The 19,100-nt window shown below is 31.1% G+C and carries 18 protein-coding genes; 5 read left to right on the forward strand and 13 right to left on the reverse strand.

The genetic code is table 11. The features are described from left to right. Positions 1-197: 197 nt before the first annotated feature. Complete coding sequence (locus AN960_RS15140; protein ID WP_056473202.1) at positions 198-683, reverse strand: AraC family transcriptional regulator; 486 nt, start codon at positions 681-683, stop codon at positions 198-200. Positions 684-903: 220 nt separating this feature from the next. Between AN960_RS15140 and AN960_RS15145 the strand changes: the two genes are divergently transcribed. Further along, a complete protein-coding gene (locus AN960_RS15145) occupies positions 904-1,671 on the forward strand; it encodes a HipA family kinase (protein ID WP_056473204.1) in 768 nt (255 codons plus the stop codon). 65 nt (positions 1,672-1,736) lie between these two features. On the opposite strand, the gene AN960_RS15150 is transcribed toward AN960_RS15145, so the two are convergent. Both AN960_RS15150 and AN960_RS15155 read right to left on the reverse strand, forming a co-directional pair. Next, positions 1,737-2,240: a CcdC protein domain-containing protein gene (locus AN960_RS15150; protein ID WP_056473207.1), complete on the reverse strand. Its 504-nt coding sequence runs from the start codon at positions 2,238-2,240 to the stop codon at positions 1,737-1,739. 203 nt (positions 2,241-2,443) lie between these two features. Further along, positions 2,444-2,884: an NUDIX hydrolase gene (locus AN960_RS15155; protein WP_056473210.1), complete on the reverse strand. Its 441-nt coding sequence runs from the start codon at positions 2,882-2,884 to the stop codon at positions 2,444-2,446. A 226-nt stretch (positions 2,885-3,110) separates the two neighbouring features. Here AN960_RS15155 and AN960_RS15160 point away from each other — a divergent pair, with 226 nt between their 5' ends. Next, positions 3,111-3,575 carry an NUDIX hydrolase gene (locus AN960_RS15160; protein WP_056473213.1) on the forward strand — a complete coding sequence of 155 codons (465 nt, stop codon included), beginning with the start codon at positions 3,111-3,113 and terminating at the stop codon, positions 3,573-3,575. A gap of 175 nt (positions 3,576-3,750) precedes the next feature. Here the strand turns inward: AN960_RS15160 and AN960_RS15165 are convergent, their stop codons facing one another. From AN960_RS15165 to AN960_RS15180, 4 genes are all read right to left on the reverse strand, one after another. After that, positions 3,751-4,269, reverse strand: coding sequence for a hypothetical protein (locus AN960_RS15165; protein WP_056473216.1), 519 nt, complete (start codon positions 4,267-4,269; stop codon positions 3,751-3,753). Positions 4,270-4,516: 247 nt separating this feature from the next. Further along, on the reverse strand, positions 4,517-5,572 hold the full coding sequence (locus AN960_RS15170) for a hypothetical protein (protein WP_056473217.1): 1,056 nt from the start codon (positions 5,570-5,572) through the stop codon (positions 4,517-4,519). Further along, positions 5,569-6,447, reverse strand: a complete 879-nt coding sequence (locus AN960_RS15175) for an ABC transporter permease subunit (RefSeq protein WP_056473220.1) — start codon at positions 6,445-6,447, stop codon at positions 5,569-5,571. Before AN960_RS15175 ends, AN960_RS15170 begins: the two co-directional genes overlap by 4 nt. 34 nt (positions 6,448-6,481) lie before the next feature. Continuing rightward, positions 6,482-7,003, reverse strand: a complete 522-nt coding sequence (locus tag AN960_RS15180) for a hypothetical protein (RefSeq protein WP_056473223.1) — start codon at positions 7,001-7,003, stop codon at positions 6,482-6,484. 219 nt (positions 7,004-7,222) lie between these two features. Here AN960_RS15180 and pepF point away from each other — a divergent pair, with 219 nt between their 5' ends. Beyond that, positions 7,223-9,034 (forward strand): oligoendopeptidase F, encoded by a 1,812-nt coding sequence (gene pepF / locus AN960_RS15185; protein WP_056473226.1) that lies wholly within the window; start codon positions 7,223-7,225, stop codon positions 9,032-9,034. 53 nt (positions 9,035-9,087) lie between these two features. Here pepF and AN960_RS15190 read toward each other — a convergent pair whose 3' ends face one another. The 5 genes from AN960_RS15190 to AN960_RS15210 form a co-directional block, all read right to left on the reverse strand. Further along, complete coding sequence (locus AN960_RS15190) at positions 9,088-10,476, reverse strand: APC family permease (protein ID WP_056473228.1); 1,389 nt, start codon at positions 10,474-10,476, stop codon at positions 9,088-9,090. A gap of 264 nt (positions 10,477-10,740) precedes the next feature. After that, the gene (locus AN960_RS15195) at positions 10,741-11,388 is read right to left on the reverse strand and encodes a nitroreductase family protein (RefSeq protein WP_056473231.1); all 648 of its coding nucleotides are present in this window, start codon (positions 11,386-11,388) and stop codon (positions 10,741-10,743) included. Positions 11,389-11,399: 11 nt separating this feature from the next. Beyond that, complete coding sequence (locus tag AN960_RS15200) at positions 11,400-13,235, reverse strand: ABC transporter ATP-binding protein (protein WP_056473233.1); 1,836 nt, start codon at positions 13,233-13,235, stop codon at positions 11,400-11,402. Further along, positions 13,216-14,955, reverse strand: coding sequence for an ABC transporter ATP-binding protein (locus tag AN960_RS15205; RefSeq protein WP_056473236.1), 1,740 nt, complete (start codon positions 14,953-14,955; stop codon positions 13,216-13,218). The genes AN960_RS15200 and AN960_RS15205 overlap by 20 nt, the downstream gene beginning before the upstream one ends. 148 nt (positions 14,956-15,103) lie before the next feature. Next, on the reverse strand, positions 15,104-16,885 hold the full coding sequence (locus tag AN960_RS15210; RefSeq protein WP_056473238.1) for a M3 family oligoendopeptidase: 1,782 nt from the start codon (positions 16,883-16,885) through the stop codon (positions 15,104-15,106). Positions 16,886-17,512: 627 nt separating this feature from the next. Here AN960_RS15210 and AN960_RS15215 point away from each other — a divergent pair. Then, the gene (locus tag AN960_RS15215) at positions 17,513-18,067 is read left to right on the forward strand and encodes a 3D domain-containing protein (protein ID WP_056473241.1); all 555 of its coding nucleotides are present in this window, start codon (positions 17,513-17,515) and stop codon (positions 18,065-18,067) included. An 11-nt stretch (positions 18,068-18,078) separates the two neighbouring features. Here the strand turns inward: AN960_RS15215 and AN960_RS15220 are convergent, their stop codons facing one another. Continuing rightward, entirely contained in the window at positions 18,079-18,453 is a 375-nt protein-coding gene (locus AN960_RS15220; protein ID WP_056473243.1) for a hypothetical protein, read from the reverse strand. Between the two features lie 152 nt (positions 18,454-18,605). Here AN960_RS15220 and AN960_RS25100 point away from each other — a divergent pair, with 152 nt between their 5' ends. Further along, entirely contained in the window at positions 18,606-18,740 is a 135-nt protein-coding gene (locus tag AN960_RS25100; RefSeq protein WP_056473244.1) for a hypothetical protein, read from the forward strand. The last annotated feature ends 360 nt before the right edge of the window (positions 18,741-19,100 follow it).

Here is a 19,100-nt window from a genome sequence, read left to right on the forward strand (position 1 = left end):
CCAAAATAAATAGTGAAATTCATAGTCTAACACCCTTTCACAAAGGATATAATTTTAATTTAAATTCTGTTTAATTATATTATTATTACCAAGAAATAACAATACTTACATCATTTTGAAAGAAGATGTTTAGGTTAGTAGATAATCATTTTAATTATTTACTATACTTTATAACATTTATTAAAGTAACAAGTAAGTTAAAGTGTACGATTTTTAACCGGCACAAATAAATGAACTTTAGCTTTTCCCTCTGGGTCTTCTGCAGGATTATTCATACTAAATTCTAAGTTAAAGCGGTCGTAATCAGGTTCAAACTCACTATTTGGTAACCATTCTTCATACATAAATTTATAACCACTATTTAACATATTAGGAGAATCGTAATATTGATACAAAGCGTACTGCCCACCATCTAATTTTCTAAATTGCATATTTTCATGTTTCTCTTTATTAAAATTATCAGGTATGGTTACACATGCATCATGACGACAATTATGACTTTCTACTAGATTTGGATTATCTAAAGAAATTCCTATGAAAGATTGCTGAGGTGGAAAAAGTCCATTATTTATTGCCCAATTTAATAGCTTATCCCAATGTTCCTCATTTTCTTCAATGTATGAACCAACGCGCCTGAAAAACGCAACCTCATATTCAGGTAGTTCTTTAATTAAAATTTTCATTTTCTCAACTCCTAAGTAGTAATCAAGTCCTTTATTCTCTATCCTTTATTCAAAGTCCTTTTCTTACAAAAATTAAATTCAGAGCATATAAATCGACCGAATATGATATTAGTGAAAAGCAACAAATTCTTCTAGTTCATTAATTCTTTTGTCCAATAACCTTCTACTTATATAGAATAGAGTAATATGTTCTACCTAATAAGGAGGATGAGTTATAACAATGATTGTACCGATAAGTTATATAGAAACGCTGCCAGGAAATGCTGCACATTTATTTTTGTTTAGTGATGGTAATCATTATGCAGTTAAATGTAAAAATAATTTCCATGGAACAAGGGAACTTGTAAACGAATACGTTGTCGCTAGATTGGGTCAACTGTTGAATTTGCCTGTTGTACCATTTGAAATTGTAAATATGTCTGAAAAGCAAATTCAGCAAATACCCAAAAAATTTTCTTCTCAATACCAACCAGGCAAACAGTTTGCTAGCCTTTTTATTGATAACTGTACTGGCCTTGCGAAAAAACCTCCGCGCCCTGCAATACATGAAGTTAATAATCCCCATGTTTTAGCTGGAATTCTCGTTTTCGATTATTGGGTGCATGATGCAGATCGCACTAAAAGCAATATACTTTTAAAACGAGTCCCAGATGAACGGTATGACATTCATATGATTGATCATGGAAAATGTTTTCCAGGAGGTTACAAATGGAATGCAGAAACTCTTCAAAAATCCAAAAAGTTTAAAAAGGATTCAATCGTTCATATTTGGACGGTAGACATGTTAAATGACTTAAACATCATAACGTCTTATATTGAAAAAATCCTAGCATTATCAGAAGCCTCAATTGATGAAGTAATTCAGGATATCCCAGAAGACTGGAATGTTTCATACGAAGACAAAGTAGCACTTTTTAACTATTTGAAAGAGCGCAAAAAAACATTTGCTGATTCAGTTTATACATTTGTAAAAAAATATTTAAACTAAGGTACGTCGGAGTCAGATGTATTTTTCGTAATGGTGTGAATCTATTTTAGAAACGAAAATACCCTTCAGATATTTTTCTGAAGGGATTCTTTATTATTATAGTTTCTTTTATTATATATTCGCCGAAACTTGAGAAATGAAACAATTCTCCAAGGGCAAATATATCCGATTGCGACAGTCATAAAAAGTGCTGCCTCAGTCTCATTGCCGAGCCACTTTAAATAATCGCGAAGTAGGAATCGGATAATAAAAATTATAACAAAGACGATGATGAAACTTCTGTTCTTTGTAGCGTAGATTTGTTGATCGGATCGAAGTTCATAGTTAGTCGTCCAAATAAGTGGAATAGATAAAATAAATCCAAAGAGAAGTGCACAAATCCATTCCCAGCTAGTTGCTTGAGCCTTCGGATTCAAAACAATAGGAATACTAGGGATCAGCAAATATAGCATTGGGAGAAGAAGGCGAACTCCTCTTCCTTTAATAGGGTGATACATAGCTCTCGTTCTTCGCCATAATACCAAAGCAGCAACCACAATAACAATCATGTAAAAAGAAGAAGCGTTCATATATTCCCCCGAAATTATAATATTTTAAGAGTTGAAAAACATTAAACATCTTAATGTATATTCCCCAGATAAAGAGATAAGAAGTGAAAACGAAATTGAGAAATGCTTTTGGAAATTCAAATATTAGGAGAAAGATTTATTTTTGAAAATGATATTGTCATATTTTATGTATGCTAAAATATCGAAAATTTGTTAGTTGAATATTAAAACTCTATATAAAAGGGATGCATGTTTTCATTCAAACAATATTCAATTCTCTGCTTGAAGTTTTTCCAAGTTACCATCGTTAAAGCTTTCTCAATTGGAAAATATCCCACTTCTAAACTTTCTGATGAAGTTGTCAACTTTCCCCCAATTGGTTTAGCTAAAAACAAAGTGTTACAAATCGAAGCACTAACATTTTGAAATACTCCACAAAATTTCAAAACTTCAATATTAATCCCACTTTCCTCTTTTGTTTCCCTAATTGCAGCTTCTTTTAATGATTCGCCCTCTTCAACTTGCCCACCTGGCATTTCCCAACCTCTAAGCGGACCTTTAATTAATAAAATCTCATTTTGCTCATTAATTACAATTGTCGCAGCTGAAATAATATGTTTAGGTGGCAAAAAAATATTTTCTGTATTTTTGTCCTTAGATAACATAAGAATACCCCTTTCTACTTTAAACACTTAAATAATACTTTTTATATATTCTATTAATACTTAGAGAGTCCTTTCTTGCTAAACTAAACACAACTTTTTAAAGTAAAAGATCTCTATGGATGAAAATATCAATTATTCCGTTCAATAGACAGTCAGTTAAAAAAGAAGGATAATTTATCCCTTCTGTCGAATTTTGAAGGATTAGTACGATGAAGGAGATTTTCAAATGGATTATATTAAAAATATGAGGAAATATATTGGTAACGAAACCCTTTTCACTGTAGGTTGTGGGATCATTATTGAGGATAATGAACAAATATTATTGCAACACAGAACAGATGAAGACAATTGGTGCATTCCAGGTGGCATTATGGAAATTGGAGAAACTTTTGAAGAGGCAGCAAAAAGGGAATCCCTTGAAGAAACGGGACTTACTGTAACGAGCTTAGAGTTGTTTGGTATTTACTCAGGTGAAAAATGTTTTGTTCAGTACCCTAATGGAGATAAAGCATTCAGTGTTCAAATAATTTTTAGATCTAAACAATATACAGGAGAATTAAAACAAAAGGATATTGAAAGCAGAGAACATCGTTTTTTTAGTAAGACAGACCTTCCTGCTAACTTAAATCCACGCCAAAAACCATTTATAAATGATTGGGCAGAAGATAAAAGACATCCAATCATTAAATAATTAACTTAACAGCCATTATATGGAATAAGAAATTCAAAAAAAGTGAAAGAATCAGAACAATTAGGATTTGGTTTTTTCACTCTTTTCATATACTGCTAAATGCATAATTCACTTAACATTATCTTTCACTGCAGCTATTTCAGTAAAACTCCTACAAACTCAAAAATTATATTTATTAATCGTTGAAGCATTTGCCAGACTCAATTGTCTTAAAAATTTGTGTGTATACATCCTTAATGTTACCATCGTTTACTTTGTCATTGTATAGTCCATATCCACAGAAATGATTTTCATCTAAAATACCCTCAGCATAGGATTGTTCAACCATATCAGGTGCATCTTTGTAGGATATTTGACCATTAATAATTAATACAAATGATTTTTTTGAATCTATAAAGAAAAATGGAAGACCAGAATGTTGATATATAGCCAGATATTTATGATTGGCAGCTTCAGAAAGATGCTCCTTCTTTATCAATACGGCATCAAATTCCGACGAAAGATTTTTACTTTCTTCAATTTTATCCAAATTAATATGTTTGAATTTCAAATTCTCTTCTCTTACTTTCGGAAAATTACCGATCACACCAACAATTAATTTTTTCCCATTATAAAGAGGTGTATAAATCGTATCAGAATTACAACCAGTAAATATGACTAATATTAGTAGTAAAACTGGAATTATTTTTTTCATAAAATTAGACTCCTGTTATGTAAATAGTTGATTTGTTAGTAACTCCACAAAAGTAATTATACATTCAAGATCCCCTCCTGTAATTTGGGGGAATTTCGTCTTTTTCCACTAAATTAATGTTCAATGTCTCTGCTCCATCTTTTTGTATAATTTTTATTATACTTCTATGCGAATTTTGAGGTTACCTCTATATTCAAAAACAAAAACCTTTATTCACTATTTAGAACAAAGGTTTTCTATTACATTATTATCTAGTTACTAGCTGTCCACTCGTTTTAGGTTCGTCTTCTACGATCCTGCTAACTTCATATAACTTTTCCTTATTCACAAAATCAAAATCATTTAATCCATGGTATAAACCTTCATTTTTCATAGGTTGTTTCTTTTGAAGACCAGTTTGGTTTTCCATTAAACGCTCAATGCCCAATTTAATTAGATTAAAAGCAAATATCGAAACAATAAAAGCTATACTTGGTCCAATGATTACCCATGAATCAATAGATAACTCGATATAATTTGCACCAATCATTGCAGACCATTCATTAGCTTGTGACATCGGTCGATCGACCCCAAGATCTAAGTAAAGTACTTTTACACCACCAATAAAAAGTTTAAAAACGCCTAATTGGGTTAGTAAAAATAAAGTTTGAATAGTTTGTTGTACAAATAATAAAAGAATACGGCTTCGTAAATATGGTATTACATGTTTTCGACGGATCCAGCCATTTCGTGCACCTATGACTTTAGAGCTAGTAATGAAATCATTTTTCAAAAAATCTCTAACCTCTTCACCGATTGAATTCATCAATACAGGTATCGAAATAATGATTAGTAATGATATTTGAATTGCAATCGTTTTTTCTTTAGCTGCTTCTGGAACGTCATTTAATCTCTCAAAAAATGGAAATATAATGATAACAGCTGGCACAAATCGAAATGCATTCAAAATTGGTTCAATCATTTTTAATAATTTTTGATTCATGAATCCAAAAAATGTGCCTAATAAACCGCCAAATATGACTCTCATTAGTCCTACAACGATGGCAATGGATAAAGTGTATTTAGCACCATCAATTACCATCCAAAATACATCTCTTCCAAATCGGTCGACACCAAAAAGATATTTCCAACTTGGAGGATAACCATATGTGTCTACTAATTTACCTTCTGCATTGTATAACAAAGCAGGGGCTGGTTTTATCGAATCCTTTATAAAGTAAGTATAAATAAAACTAAAGGTGATTAAGCCAAGTATGATAAAGCTACCTATTATGATTGGTGAATACTTTTTAGCTTTTATCATACAGCTTGTCCCCCTTTCATTCTAATAACAATTTGTTTAAATATAATTTCTAGCAAAAAGAATGGGATAAATAGTAAAACTAGCGCCATAAAAAAGATTTCAGGTGATCTGCTGTTATTAAATAGAAATGAAAAATAGCCCTTCATATTAAAGAACTTTTCTACTATTAATAGATTTGAAATCATCATCCAAAATATTAGCTTACTATTACTTAATAAAGTAATCGTTACATTACGAAATATATGACGGATAATAATCCAAGAATTAGAAAGTCCCTTTGCTTTTGCGTATTCTACATAGTCTCTAATTCTTTCTTCCTGTATTGCTAGAAATAACATCTGGAAAAGTTGAATCGTAGGAATAATCGAAACAAGGATAATCGGTAATGCGTAAGCTTTCGATTCAAAGCCACTTATTGGATCCACAATTTTAACGCCTGTTTTATTAAAAATCCAAAAAAAGAAAATTTGAAATGCGCAAATCATTACGACGTCTGGTATAGATTGTAGGAAAAATAGGATGCTATTCATTATTTTTCTAAATGATTTTGGACCTAAATTTACTATATAAGCAATAAATAATGCGACGAAAATTGAAAGCAAAAACGCTGAAAAAAGGATCGTAAAAGAATAAACATATGGCTCTAAAAATACAGAAGAAAACGGAACATATTGATATTCTTTTAAGTAAACTTCTAAATTATCGAAGTAAAAAAAACTCCAAAAAAAGATTTGTATCTGATTCCAAAACTCTGCTAGTCGCTCTCCTTTTGGTAAAAATAACGTAAAAGAAGTAGCCGTAATTAAACCAATTCCAAATATAGTTAAACAAAACTGAAGAAGATATTTTGATATAGTTCTACTTGTTTGTATCATGTTTTATACACAATCTTGTTCATCTAATTGTGTATTATTCCCCCTCCTTTTCTTGCTTTATCTTATCTTTACCAAATACTAGAAAACCGCCATCACTTAATTTACCGATTTTCCAAAATGTCCCAAACTGTTTAATATACATATATTTTTGGTTATTCTTTTTCCCAACTCTATAACCTTCTGTAGTGGAGCGAATGTTTTCACCATATTTGCCAAATTTGTCTTGAATGTTTTTTGGTTGCTCTTCAGGCCTAAAAAATAATAAACCGGTTAAGTTTTTATTTTTTGTATCTAATAAAATTTTCTTATTTGCAGTACCATTTTCATCTGTTTTAATAGTAGTTTCGTAGATTACTTTTTTTGTATCATCATCTTTAAACAGAAGATTAAATTTAGCATTTTTAGGAAGTGATGATTCCACTTTAATCCCAACATTTTTTAAATCATAAGTACCTTGTGGTTTAATAGCTAAATTTTGTGGAGGTTTTTTAATTGTACATGCTGATAGTGCAACAGTTGCCAAAGTTAGTAAACAGATCATTTTAAGTTTTTTCATTCGTTCTTAAAAAACTCCTTTCTAGGTAATAAAATTTATTTCCAAAATTATTTCTAAAAGTTAAAATTTTTAACCAAATTCAATTAATTTTATCAAAATAATGACGGCTTGTGCAGTAAAATTGTTATAATTTTCAATTTTATCGAATAATTCCACCATTAAAATGTTTTTATACAGTATAATAGACTCGTACCAACTACTACTAAAGGAGGCAATTTGATGGAAAAAATGTTAGTAAAACGTTTAACTCGTGCTGAGGTTCCAACAGAAATGACATGGAAATTAGAGGACTTATATCCAACTCGTGCAGAGTGGCTAGTTGCTTTAGAACTAATTGAAAATGATTTAATAGAGGCAAAATCGTTGAAAGGTTCTGTCCTAAAATCTGCTGAATTTTTAAAAAAGGCATTATTAACTTATGAATCTATTATGCTTCAATTAATTCGTTGTGGTACATATGTAAGCTTACTTCAGTCTGGAGATGGTTCAGATTCTCAAAATCAATCGGATAGTTTACAATTTTCAAGCTTAAGTACAAAAGCAAATACTACTTTAACGTTTATTCAGTCAGAGCTTTTACATTTAAATAATGAAATGTTAGAGGCCTTTATTAAGGAAGAAAATGAAATTGAGGTTTTTAAATTATTATTAGAAGAAATTATTGCATCTAAAAAACATAGATTACTCCCTGAAACTGAAGAGGCTTTAGCTGCACTTGGTGAAGTTACCTCTGCCCCATATCGAATTTACCAAACTAGTAAGGCCGCTGATCTAGAATTCGATTCCTTTGAAGATGAAAATGGAAAAGAATTAGAAAACTCGTTCGCCATGTTTGAAAACTTATATGAATTCTCTCCGAATCATACAGTTCGTAAACAAGCATATGAATCTTTTACTAAAACTCTTACCCAATACAAAAATACATATGCTTCAATCTATGCTACTCAAGTAAAAAAGGAAGTCGCTTTAAGTAAATTACGAAATTATGATTCAGTTACGCAAATGTTACTTGAAGACCACAAAGTATCTTTAGAAATGTATCATAATCAATTAAATATCATCTTTAAGGAACTAGCTCCACATATGCGTAGACTAGCTAACTTAAAGAAAAAACAACTTGGACTTGAAACGATTCATTTCTATGATTTAAAAGCACCACTAGATCCTGATTTCAACCCAAGTACTACTTATGAAGAAGCAAAAGAAACAATCTTAAAATCACTTGAGATTATGGGACCTGACTATATTTCGATTATGGAAAAAGCGTTTGATGAGCGCTGGATTGATTATTCCGATAATGTTGGAAAATCAACAGGTGCATTTTGTTCTAGTCCATATGGAGTGCATCCATACATTTTAATTAGCTGGCAGGATACGATGAGAAATGCATTTGTACTTACTCATGAGCTTGGACATGCTGGTCATTTCTATTATGCAAACAAATATCAACGTGTTGTAAATACTCGTCCTTCTATGTATTTCGTTGAAGCACCTTCGACATTTAACGAGATGTTATTAGGCCAATATTTATTAAAACAAACGAATGATCCTCAGATGAAGCGTTGGGTCATCCTTCAATTACTAGGTACTTATTATCATAACTTTGTAACTCATTTACTTGAAGGTGAGTTCCAAAGAAGAGTTTATGAACTAGCTGAAAAAGGTACACCACTTACTGCGTCAACATTCTGTGAAGTTAAAGGTAATGTTCTGAAAGAATTTTGGGGCGATTCTGTTGAAATCGATGAAGGTGCAAGTTTAACATGGATGCGCCAGCCTCATTATTATATGGGACTATATCCATATACTTATTCTGCTGGATTGACTGCATCAACTGCTATTTCAAGAAGAATTGAATCAGAAGGCAAACCTGTTATTGATGCTTGGATTGAAGTATTAAAAACAGGTGGATCGAAAAAACCTGTTGAACTTTTAAAAATGGCTGGTGTTGATCTAACAACAAGTGCACCGATTAAAGAAGCTGTTGAGTATGTTGGTTCATTAGTGACAGAATTAGAGTCACTTTTCTAAAAAAATCAAAAAACACCTAAATTATTTTAATATAAATAATTTAGGTGTTTTTATTAGTTTTTCATTTGTTTCTTCTTCCCTTTTGTTCCATTACTATAAAGAATAAAACCAATACATCCGAATAAAATCGGTCCAAGTACGATTGGTAAATATTCTAATACTGTAGTATCTGGAGCTGGAATAAGTGTTAGTCCGATTGTTCCAACTACTGAAACCATTCCAATTAGTGCAACGAATATAGCTAGTGAATTGTTTTTAATTTTAAACGGTCTGTTTATCTTTTTATCAGTCATACGAAGTTTAATATAAGCACTAATTAAAAATACATAAGGGATAAAAAATGCCAATGTTGACATTAAAATTAACATATTTAATGCCTTTGAAACACTTGGTACAAAAGCAGAAAGAATTAAAATGAAAGTAACTGCAACTGCTTGACCTAATACTAAAATCGATGGCATACCATCTTTATTTTCTTTTAATAAATTTTTAGGAAGAACCTCTTTTGCACTTTCAGCAATCATCACACTAGGATTCAAAATTAAAAATGAAAGAGATCCTACAAATGCTAATACAAAGCAGATACCTAAAATTTGAGAGAGTGAGAAATTCAGTCCAAATTGAGTAGTTATTTTATCTGCAAATAAGTATAGTGCTGTCGCAGTTTGGTCAGATGAAATTGTAATCACAAACTGAAATGCAACTGTTGCAAGTATATAGACTAATGCAATTATGATTGATGTGATAAAGATTGCCCTCGGAAATGTTTTTTGTGGGTTTCTTACATTCCCCGCAATCGTTCCTAACATTTCTGCACCTGAAAAACCAAACATTAATGTTGATAAAAACATAATCGTGCCAAAGGATAAATTATTTGGCATGATTGTACTTTGAGTAAAATGAGTAGCGCTTGGTTGACCGCTAAACATACTATAGAATCCGAAACCAAAAATTAAAATTGCAGGAACTAACACCCCAAGTGGCGCCCCAATCGACGCAAGCCTTCCGCTCATTTTAGTACCTTTTAATGTAAGTAATGTAACGACCCAAAAGATAATACTGGATATAATAGCTGTTTTCATAGGATGACTTGCCATTTGTGGCTGGTTAATTCCATATGCGATCGCAATTGTAGTTGTTAATAATAGCGACGGATAATATGTAAAATTAGCAATCCAAAAAAACCACGAACATAAAAATGAAGCTTTTTCTCCAAAAGCCTTTCGAACCCAAACACCCATACCGCCTTGATTTGGATAGGTTGTAGATAACTCAGCTACAATTAATCCAATTGGAATAAAATAGATTAATGCTGCAATAATCCAATAAAATAAAGCTGAAGGACCAATTGTTGAAGCAAAAGCAATATTACGTAATCCTAATATTGCATTTATACTTAAAAATGATAAACCCATTACACCTAATTTTTTAGTCGAATCCATGATGATACTACACCTTTCAATAAAAAAATCTTCTACTTATTAATCACTTGAGTAATTATACAGATATATTAATATAAATTCAAACGTTATTTTATACTAGAATAATATTTTGAATTGATGTAAAATTTCATCTTTAAATCATGAGTTATTGATAAAGTTTTGAACTTCGTTAATCGAATAGAACTTCTTGTCAAAATCTTAGTTGAATCTTTTGTAAAAACATAAAAAACCCACGAGTGATTTCCTCGCGGGCTACTTAATTGATTAATCAACGTAACGAATAATCTCTGCAACTTCTTTACGTGCAAGTTTTTTCGCAGGTTCAGATGGATATCCAAGTGAAATAACCATGTTAATTTCACGGTTATCCTCGATCTCTAAATACGTTCTAAGTTTATCTTGAGCTAATAGGACCGGACCTGTCATTGGACATGTTCCTAAGCCTAATGCATGTGCAGCTAACATTAAGTTTTGAGATGCTAAGCAGCTACTTTTAATTCCTTCTTCTTTCCAAACTTCATTTTCAACAAAGCCAATTGGATCAAATATTTTTGTTCTGAATTTTGATTCATAAGGTGTTGCTAAACAAATTATTAAAACCGGAGCTTCTCTAAATGCTGTTGCATAAGGACCAAAAGATCGAACTAAAAGTTTACCTTCTTTTTCTAATCCTTTTTCTTTTGCTTTTTCAGCAACTTCATGTAGAGAATCCCATGTCATCTCTTCAATTTTTTTAATTTTGTCAGTGTTTTTAATAATGATAAACTCCCAAGTTTGTGAGTTTGTATCACTTGGAGCATAACGTGCGCAGTCAATAATTTCTTCAATTATTTCATTTGAAACAGCTTGATCAGTAAATTTTCGAATACTTCTTCTTCCGTGAATAATTTCTTTAAACGAATTGTAATCCATGCTTCCACCCTTTATTGTATATGCTGATCTTCATTCATCCCTTGATGTTTTACTAATTCATAGTAAAAGCCTTGTTTATCAATTAATTCTTCATGTGAACCTCTCTCTATACACATTCCATTTTTCAAAACAAGTATTTGATTAGCATTTTTAATTGTATTTAGTCGATGAGCAATGACAAAGCTTGTTCGGCCTTGCATTAGTCTTTGTAAAGCTTCTTGAATTTTAATTTCAGTAATTGTATCAATACTACTTGTTGCTTCATCTAAAATTAAAATTGCAGGATTTGCTAGAATAGCTCGAGCAATTGAGAGAAGTTGCTTTTGACCTTGACTAATTTGCTGATCATCTTGTTGTAAAATTGTATCATATCCTTTTGAAGATTTCATAATAAAACTATGTGCATTCGCAAGCTTTGCTGCCTCTTCTACTTCTTCATCCGTTGCATCTAAACGACCATATCGAATATTTTCTCGAATTGTTCCTTTAAATAAAAATGAATCTTGTAAAACAAATGCCATTTGTTGTCTCAAGTTTTTCCTAGAATATTGACCAATACTTACACCATCTATGAGTATATCACCACTATTGATTTGATAAAAGCGTGAAAGTAAATTTACTACAGTCGTTTTACCCGCACCAGTTGGTCCGATTAATGCGATTGTCTCCCCTTTTGTTACTTTGAATGAAACATTTGTTAATGTATTTGAATCTTTCCCATAAGAAAAATTAACATTTTTATATTCAACTTCACCTTGAATTACTTTTTGGTCATTAATAATGTGAGATTCATCAATCGCTTCAATATCTTCATCAATGATTGAGAATACCCTTTCAGCTCCAGCAATCGCAGAAAGTAATGTATTAAACTGATTTGATAAATCGTTTAGAGGACGAGTAAATTGCCTTGAATACTCAGTAAATACAACAATTGTCCCAATTGAGATATGTCCTTTATAGGCAAAGTAACCACCAATACCTGCAATGATCGCAAAGCTTACATTGTTTAATACATTCATGAATTTAGGAATAAATCCGGCAAAGATAAATGCCCAAAATCCCGAGTTTTTCAATTTTTCATTTTTATTTAAAAAGTCTCGAATCATTTTATCTTCTTGAGAAAAAGTCTTGATGATTCTTTGTCCGGACACTGTTTCTTCTATAAATCCATTTAACTCACCTAAGTTCCGTTGCTGGATTTTATAAAGTTGGCCAGTACGATGCGTAATCCATTTTATACCAATTATTAACACAGGAACAATTGATAAAGTCAATAAAGTTAAGATTGGACTATACCAAAGCATAACTGAAACAGTACCAACTAAAGTTATAACACTTGAAAATACTTGGATTACTGAAGTATTTAAAGTCGAACTTACATTTTCCAAGTCATTTGTTACACGACTCATTAACTCACCGTGTTGTCTTTTTTCAAAAAATGACATTGGCAATTTATGAAACATATTAAATAATTCTGTTCTCATTTTTGTTACAGTGTTTTGAGCAATATCGATCATCCAAAAATTTTGCAAAAACAAGGATGCTGAATAACCTAAGTAAATAAACACTAAAGCAAGGATTAACCAACTTAAACCACTTAAATTATATTTTAGAATATAATAGTCGATTGAATATCCAACTAATACAGGCCCAAGTAAACCAAGTACCGAACTTGCTAAAACCATTATCAGTACGACAGCTAGTTTACCTTTCATTAGTGCTAGGTAAGACCATATCCTTTTCAATGTTGAGGAAACGTTATCTGCTCGAGAAGCTTCCTTTTTCTTCTTATCCTTCGATAATTGTAATTGTTTATATTGGAAAGGTTTAGTTAGCTCCTTTAACATTATGAATTTCCTCCTTTCCATATTGTGAATAGTAGATTGCTTTATATAGTTTTGAACTCTTTAATAAAGATTCGTGTGTACCCTCTTCTACAAGTTCACCTTCATCAATAATTAATATTTTATCTGCATTTTTAGCAGTGCTGATTTTTTGAGTGATGATTAATGTAGTACATTCGTAATTTTTTAAAGCTTCTATTAAACTAGCTTCGGTTTTTAAATCTAATGCACTTGTACTATCATCAAGTAATAAGATACTAGGTTTTCTAAGGATTGCTCTTGCAATAGAAAGTCTTTGTTTTTGCCCACCTGAAAGGTTAACACCTTTTTGACCAATTAAACTTTCATATCCATTTGGGAAAGTTAAAATTGAATCGTGAATTTGCGCATGTTTTGCAGCTAAATAAACTTCTTCATCTGATGCACTTTCTCTACCCATTAGTAAATTTTCTTTTATTGTTCCGGTAAATAGTAGAGCTTCTTGTGGGACATATCCAATTTGTCCTCTTAGTTGCTTACTGTTTATTTTACGTATGTCTTGATCATCAATTAAAATTGTTCCAGAATTAACATCGTATAAGCGAGGGATTAATTGGAATAAAGAAGTTTTTCCTGAACCTGTTGAACCCAATATTGCAATAGTTTGTTCTGGGTATGCAACAAATGAAATATTTTTTAGCACTTCTTTTTCAGAATTAGGATAACTGAAAGAAACTTGATGGAATTGAATTTTTCCTTCCAATCGATTGGCTAGTTGGTTTCCTTCATTCTTTTCTACAAAGTCTTCTTCAATCGTTAATATTTCATCGATTCGTTCAGCAGAAGCTCTCATTCTTGAAAACGCACTAATGATAAATGAAAAAACAGTAAATGATGAAGTAATACGAGAAATATAATTTACGATTGCAACAATATCTCCAATATTTGTTTCGTGTGAATGAACTTTACTATTTCCAAACCACAATACAATCAAAATAGAAGCATTCATAAATAGAAGCATAACTGGCATCGTAATTTCCATTGTTCGTAATGCAACAGAAGTTTTTTGTTTTAAATTTTGATTTATATGTTGAAATCGATTATTTTCATGGTCATTACGTACAAAGGCTTTAATTAATTTCATTCCAACTAAATTTTCCCTAAGAACACTATTTACAATATCCACATTATCTTGAACATTCTTAAATAGTCTTCTACCTTTTTTAACCATCCAATTTAGGAACATAAATAAGAAAGGCAAAATTAAAAATAAAATAAATGAAAGCTTCCAATTCAAAATTAATGCCATTACGACACTACCAGTTACAATCAATGGCGCTCTCAAAATAATTCTTAAACTCATAAATACTGCACTTTGTAATTGTGAAACGTCATTTGTCAATCTTGTAATGATTGATGAAGTTGGTAAATAACTAAACGTCGTAAATGAAAAAGTTTGTACTTTCTCAAATAGTGTTTTCCTTAACGTAAATGAATAGCTTTGAGCAATATGAGTAGCATAAAAAGTATTTAATACTCCTCCAATAAATGCAACGATCGATAACACGATCATGACGATTCCCCATTTTGTAACATAAGCCATGTCCTTGTGAACTATTCCATTGTTAATGATATTAGATAAAATATATGGTTGAAATAATTCAACGACTAATTCCAAAAGTAAAAAGACGATTGCTGCGACAATTGTTATTTTATATGGTTTTAGAAATTTAAAACTATTCACTCTAGTCACTCCCCTACTAAAGAGGTAATGATTAAAAACCCCTCCGTATTTTCTTATCTTTTTTTAATAAAACTACAAAAAACTTAATAAAAGTATTTAAAACAGGAAAAGAACTCGTAATTAAACGAGTCCTCCTCATAAAAAGTTATCATTCAGTGATCGATAAAAATTCTTCAACGTCTTTAAGAGATAGTTTTACTGCCTTCTCCCAGAAATCACGTTTAGTTAAATCTACACCTAAATGTTTTTGAGCTAATTCTTCAACTGTCATAGAAGCTGTATCTTTTAGAAGGGCAATATATTTCTGTTCATAGCTCTTGCCTTCTTCCAATGCTTTTGCATAGATTCCTAATGAGAATAAGTATCCAAAAGTGTAAGGGAAGTTGTAGAACGGCACATCTGTAATATAAAAGTGTAGTTTTGATGCCCAGAAATGTGGATGATACTCTTCTAAAGCCCCACAATACGCTTCTTTTTGAGCTTCTTCCATCAGTTCATTTATTTTATGTTTACTTACAACACCATTTTTACGCTCTTCGTAAAAACGCGTTTCAAACAAGAAGCGAGCATGAATATTCATATAAAATGCAACACTTCGTTGGATTTTATCTTCTAATAGAGCTAGACGCTCTTGATCTGAACTTGCATTTTTAACAGCTGCATCAGCTACGATCATTTCTGCAAATGTAGAAGCTGTTTCAGCAACGTTCATTGCATAATATTTATTAAGCGTATGAACGTCTTTCATCGCAAATGAATGGAAAGCATGACCTAATTCATGTGCTAATGTTGAAACATTTGAAGGTGTTCCTGAAAATGTCATAAAAATACGAGATTGACTGCTCTCAGGGAATCCTGTACAGAAACCTCCTGGACGTTTACCTGCGCGATCTTCTGCTTCAATCCAAGAGTCTTCGAACGCCATCTTTGTAAAACTAGTTAATTCATCACCAAATTTACCAAATTGATCTAATATAAATTCTGCACCTTCAGAATATGAAACGGAAGAATCAATATCAGCAACAGGCGCATCTAAATCATACCAACTTAATTTCTCAACGCCTAGTAATTTAGCTTTTCTTTCTAAATATTCAACAAATGGAGCTTTATTGTCGATTATCGCGCCCCACATTGAATCAAGTGTTTCTTGACTCATACGATTGATCGATAATGGTTCTTTTAATACATTATTCCATACACGTTGTCCATATACACTTAAACGGAAACCTGCAAGATGGTTTAATATTTTAGCGAAGTAATCTGACTCATCACTCCATGTTTCTTCCCATTTTTCGAAAATCTCTTTACGAACATCGCGTTCCTTAGAAGAAAATAGATTTGATGCTTGACCAATAGATAAAAGTTTATCATCATGTTCGATCTGCATTTTTCCAACAACAGTGTCGTACATTTGGCCCCATCCGTGATATCCGTCAACTGAAAGGGCAGTAATTAATGCCTCTTGTTCAACTGATAATAATTCACTAGCATGTTGACGACGCTCATTTAATGCGAAAGAAATTTCCTTAAACTCATCAGTTTCTAAAATATTTTTCCAAACAGAATCTTCAATTTTTGTTAATTGACTATGGAATTTTGTTAAACAAGTAGAGAATGTTGCATAAAGCTGTGTTAATGTTCCTTCTAATAAATTAGCTTTTTGATCTCCCATATTTTGAGCTTGTAAACAGCCAACAAATCCACCAGCTTGCGATAATTTCTTTCCTATTACTTCAATATTACCTATGATATCAGCTAATTCCTCGACCTCATCACTACTTTTAGGAGCAGAAAACAAAGAAACCTGTCTCTCTATTCCTTCTACTAAATTAGTAATTTCTTTTATGTATGTTGCAAATGCAGGAGATTCACTGCCTCCTTTAAAGAAAACATCTAAATCCCATGTAAGTGAATATGTATTGGTTGACATACGACCCCACCTTTTGGTTTTATAAGTACATTTGTTATTATACATTATTCAAAATATTTAGTCTAATCATACTACTTTTTACCAATTTTAAATCCTACACAAGTTTGTTGAATTTTGGTTTACTCATACATTTTGTCTATTTATGAAAATATGAAATGTTAAAATGTTTCCATTTGAAGGTAGTTTTTAGTAAATTTTAGTAGGTTTTTGTACTTAAATTCAGGATTTGTAACACATTAAATTATACGCAAATGTTACAAAACCTCACGATTTGTTACATAGTTTTTAATTCTAAATTAATAAAACCGATCTTATTTGTGATAAAAAAGTTTATTTTTCTAGTCAATTTCATACCTTTTTGAAGAGTTTTTACTGTTTAACCTTCTCCCTATTACCATTTAATTTCGGCTCAAAAGTCCTTTAAAATCAAGCATCCAAGCTCAAAAATTAGCGATAAACAATCTTAAATTGGAATTGTGTCGAAATAAGCTGTAACTATTATGCAGAATTTATAGAATATTATAAAAAAAGGTAATATATTTGTAATATAAAATAAAACTACTGAAATCTTACTGTCACATTTCCATGGTAAAGTATTATACATAGAAGACGACAGGAGCGGGAAATATGAAAAAATTAATGACATGTTTTGTTACTACTGTTTTTCTAACAATGGGATTTACGACAAATACATACGCAGCAACTTACAAAGTTAAATCTGGTGATACTTTATCTGCTATCGCTAAAAAACAAAAGGTAACAGTTTCTCAGATTAAATCTTGGAACCATTTAAAATCAGACCTTATTAAAGTAAATCAAGTATTGCAAATTAAACCTGCAACTAAGAAAACAACGACTAAAAAAACAACAGCTAAAGCTGCTACACCTTATAAAGTAATTAAAATGAAAGCTACAGCTTACACTGGTAGCTGTAAAGGATGCAGTGGTAAAACTGCTACTGGAATAGATTTAAAAAAGAATCCAAAAGCAAAAGTTATTTCTGTGGATCCAAAAGTAATTCCACTAGGTTCTAAAGTATATGTCGAAGGTTATGGCTATGCAATTGCTGGTGATACTGGCGGTTCACTAAAAGGAAATAAAATTGATGTATTTATCCCAAGTCAGAAAAATGCCCAAAAATGGGGAGTTAAAACAGTTACAGTAAAAGTTTATAAAAAATAAAAAACGAGCCGTTAATTCGGGCTCGTTTTTCTATTTCTAATTCCAATTGGATTTAAGTCAAATAATCGCCGATCTAATTCAGATAAGAATTCATTTCTCTTTTCCTCATTCGATTGAATCTCTAACATCTTTAATTTTACGATTAATTTTCGAATACTTTTTCTTTGAAACATTTCCAATGTATAGATTTTGTATGGCTCAAACCAAAGTTCCTTTTCTAATAAGTAAATTTTCCCTTGTATTAATTCATCATCTTTCTCATGAAAAGGATAACCAAAAAACTTTTTTGGCAAATAATCAAAGATCCACTCAACAACTATTTGAAAGATTAATTGAAATAATATTCGAAAAATAAAAAATAAAATTTTCAATACAACCTCGTGCATCGTTTTATCCCCTATTCCTTATATTACCAATAATTTTATCATTTCTTTAGTACATTAAAAATAACGATTTAATTACATAATTTTTAAAAGCATATTTTCCGTTTTAGATATAAATAATAAAATTAAATATTTTGTTTTGGAGATGAAACCTAATGGAAGATAAACGCTTTACGATAACTGGGACCGACATTAACGAAGTGAAAAGAAAAAATGCAAAGTCTGGTTTGACTTATAATCAGGTTAAACAATTACTTGCAGAAAAATATATGAAAGAACGGGAAAAATAAAGAATTAGTCATACCTTATTCTTATTTATTGTTATCTCTTGATTTTCACGTAATTTATTTACAGATCATTTCTTATTTGCTGTTTTAGTGATTTTATTTGCGATTTACCTTTTTTATTTGCACTTTAGATTTAATTGCAGTTCCCAACTTTTTATTGCAGTTCCACCTTTTTATTTGAACTTTCACAGATTTCAATTGCAGTTCCATCTTTTTATTTGCAGTTTCACAATTTTTAATTGCACCTCAAATAGATCTCAAAAAGAAACCACCCAACTATCCATAGTGTAGTGACCCCATAAAGTTAGACTGGTTACTTCAATTAGGCAGCCTGTTGGGCATGAACTCGGTATTTTACTGGGC

The sequence above is a fragment of the Bacillus sp. FJAT-25509 genome, assembly GCF_001420605.1.
Taxonomy (GTDB): domain Bacteria; phylum Bacillota; class Bacilli; order Bacillales; family Bacillaceae_G; genus Gottfriedia.

Excerpts from the sequence above, each read along its gene's own strand:
- AN960_RS15220 (WP_056473243.1), bottom strand. The coding sequence starts at position 18,453 with ATGCACGAGGTTGTATTGAAAATTTTATTTTTTATTTTTCGAATATTA.
- pepF (WP_056473226.1), top strand. The coding sequence starts at position 7,223 with ATGGAAAAAATGTTAGTAAAACGTTTAACTCGTGCTGAGGTTCCAACA.
- AN960_RS15150 (WP_056473207.1), bottom strand. The coding sequence starts at position 2,240 with ATGAACGCTTCTTCTTTTTACATGATTGTTATTGTGGTTGCTGCTTTG.
- AN960_RS15140 (WP_056473202.1), bottom strand. The coding sequence starts at position 683 with ATGAAAATTTTAATTAAAGAACTACCTGAATATGAGGTTGCGTTTTTC.
- AN960_RS25100 (WP_056473244.1), top strand. The coding sequence starts at position 18,606 with ATGGAAGATAAACGCTTTACGATAACTGGGACCGACATTAACGAAGTG.
- AN960_RS15145 (WP_056473204.1), top strand. The coding sequence starts at position 904 with ATGATTGTACCGATAAGTTATATAGAAACGCTGCCAGGAAATGCTGCA.
- AN960_RS15210 (WP_056473238.1), bottom strand. The coding sequence starts at position 16,885 with ATGTCAACCAATACATATTCACTTACATGGGATTTAGATGTTTTCTTT.
- AN960_RS15195 (WP_056473231.1), bottom strand. The coding sequence starts at position 11,388 with ATGGATTACAATTCGTTTAAAGAAATTATTCACGGAAGAAGAAGTATT.
- AN960_RS15215 (WP_056473241.1), top strand. The coding sequence starts at position 17,513 with ATGAAAAAATTAATGACATGTTTTGTTACTACTGTTTTTCTAACAATG.
- AN960_RS15190 (WP_056473228.1), bottom strand. The coding sequence starts at position 10,476 with ATGGATTCGACTAAAAAATTAGGTGTAATGGGTTTATCATTTTTAAGT.
- AN960_RS15175 (WP_056473220.1), bottom strand. The coding sequence starts at position 6,447 with ATGATACAAACAAGTAGAACTATATCAAAATATCTTCTTCAGTTTTGT.
- AN960_RS15155 (WP_056473210.1), bottom strand. The coding sequence starts at position 2,884 with ATGTTATCTAAGGACAAAAATACAGAAAATATTTTTTTGCCACCTAAA.
- AN960_RS15160 (WP_056473213.1), top strand. The coding sequence starts at position 3,111 with ATGGATTATATTAAAAATATGAGGAAATATATTGGTAACGAAACCCTT.
- AN960_RS15200 (WP_056473233.1), bottom strand. The coding sequence starts at position 13,235 with ATGTTAAAGGAGCTAACTAAACCTTTCCAATATAAACAATTACAATTA.
- AN960_RS15180 (WP_056473223.1), bottom strand. The coding sequence starts at position 7,003 with ATGAAAAAACTTAAAATGATCTGTTTACTAACTTTGGCAACTGTTGCA.
- AN960_RS15170 (WP_056473217.1), bottom strand. The coding sequence starts at position 5,572 with ATGATAAAAGCTAAAAAGTATTCACCAATCATAATAGGTAGCTTTATC.
- AN960_RS15165 (WP_056473216.1), bottom strand. The coding sequence starts at position 4,269 with ATGAAAAAAATAATTCCAGTTTTACTACTAATATTAGTCATATTTACT.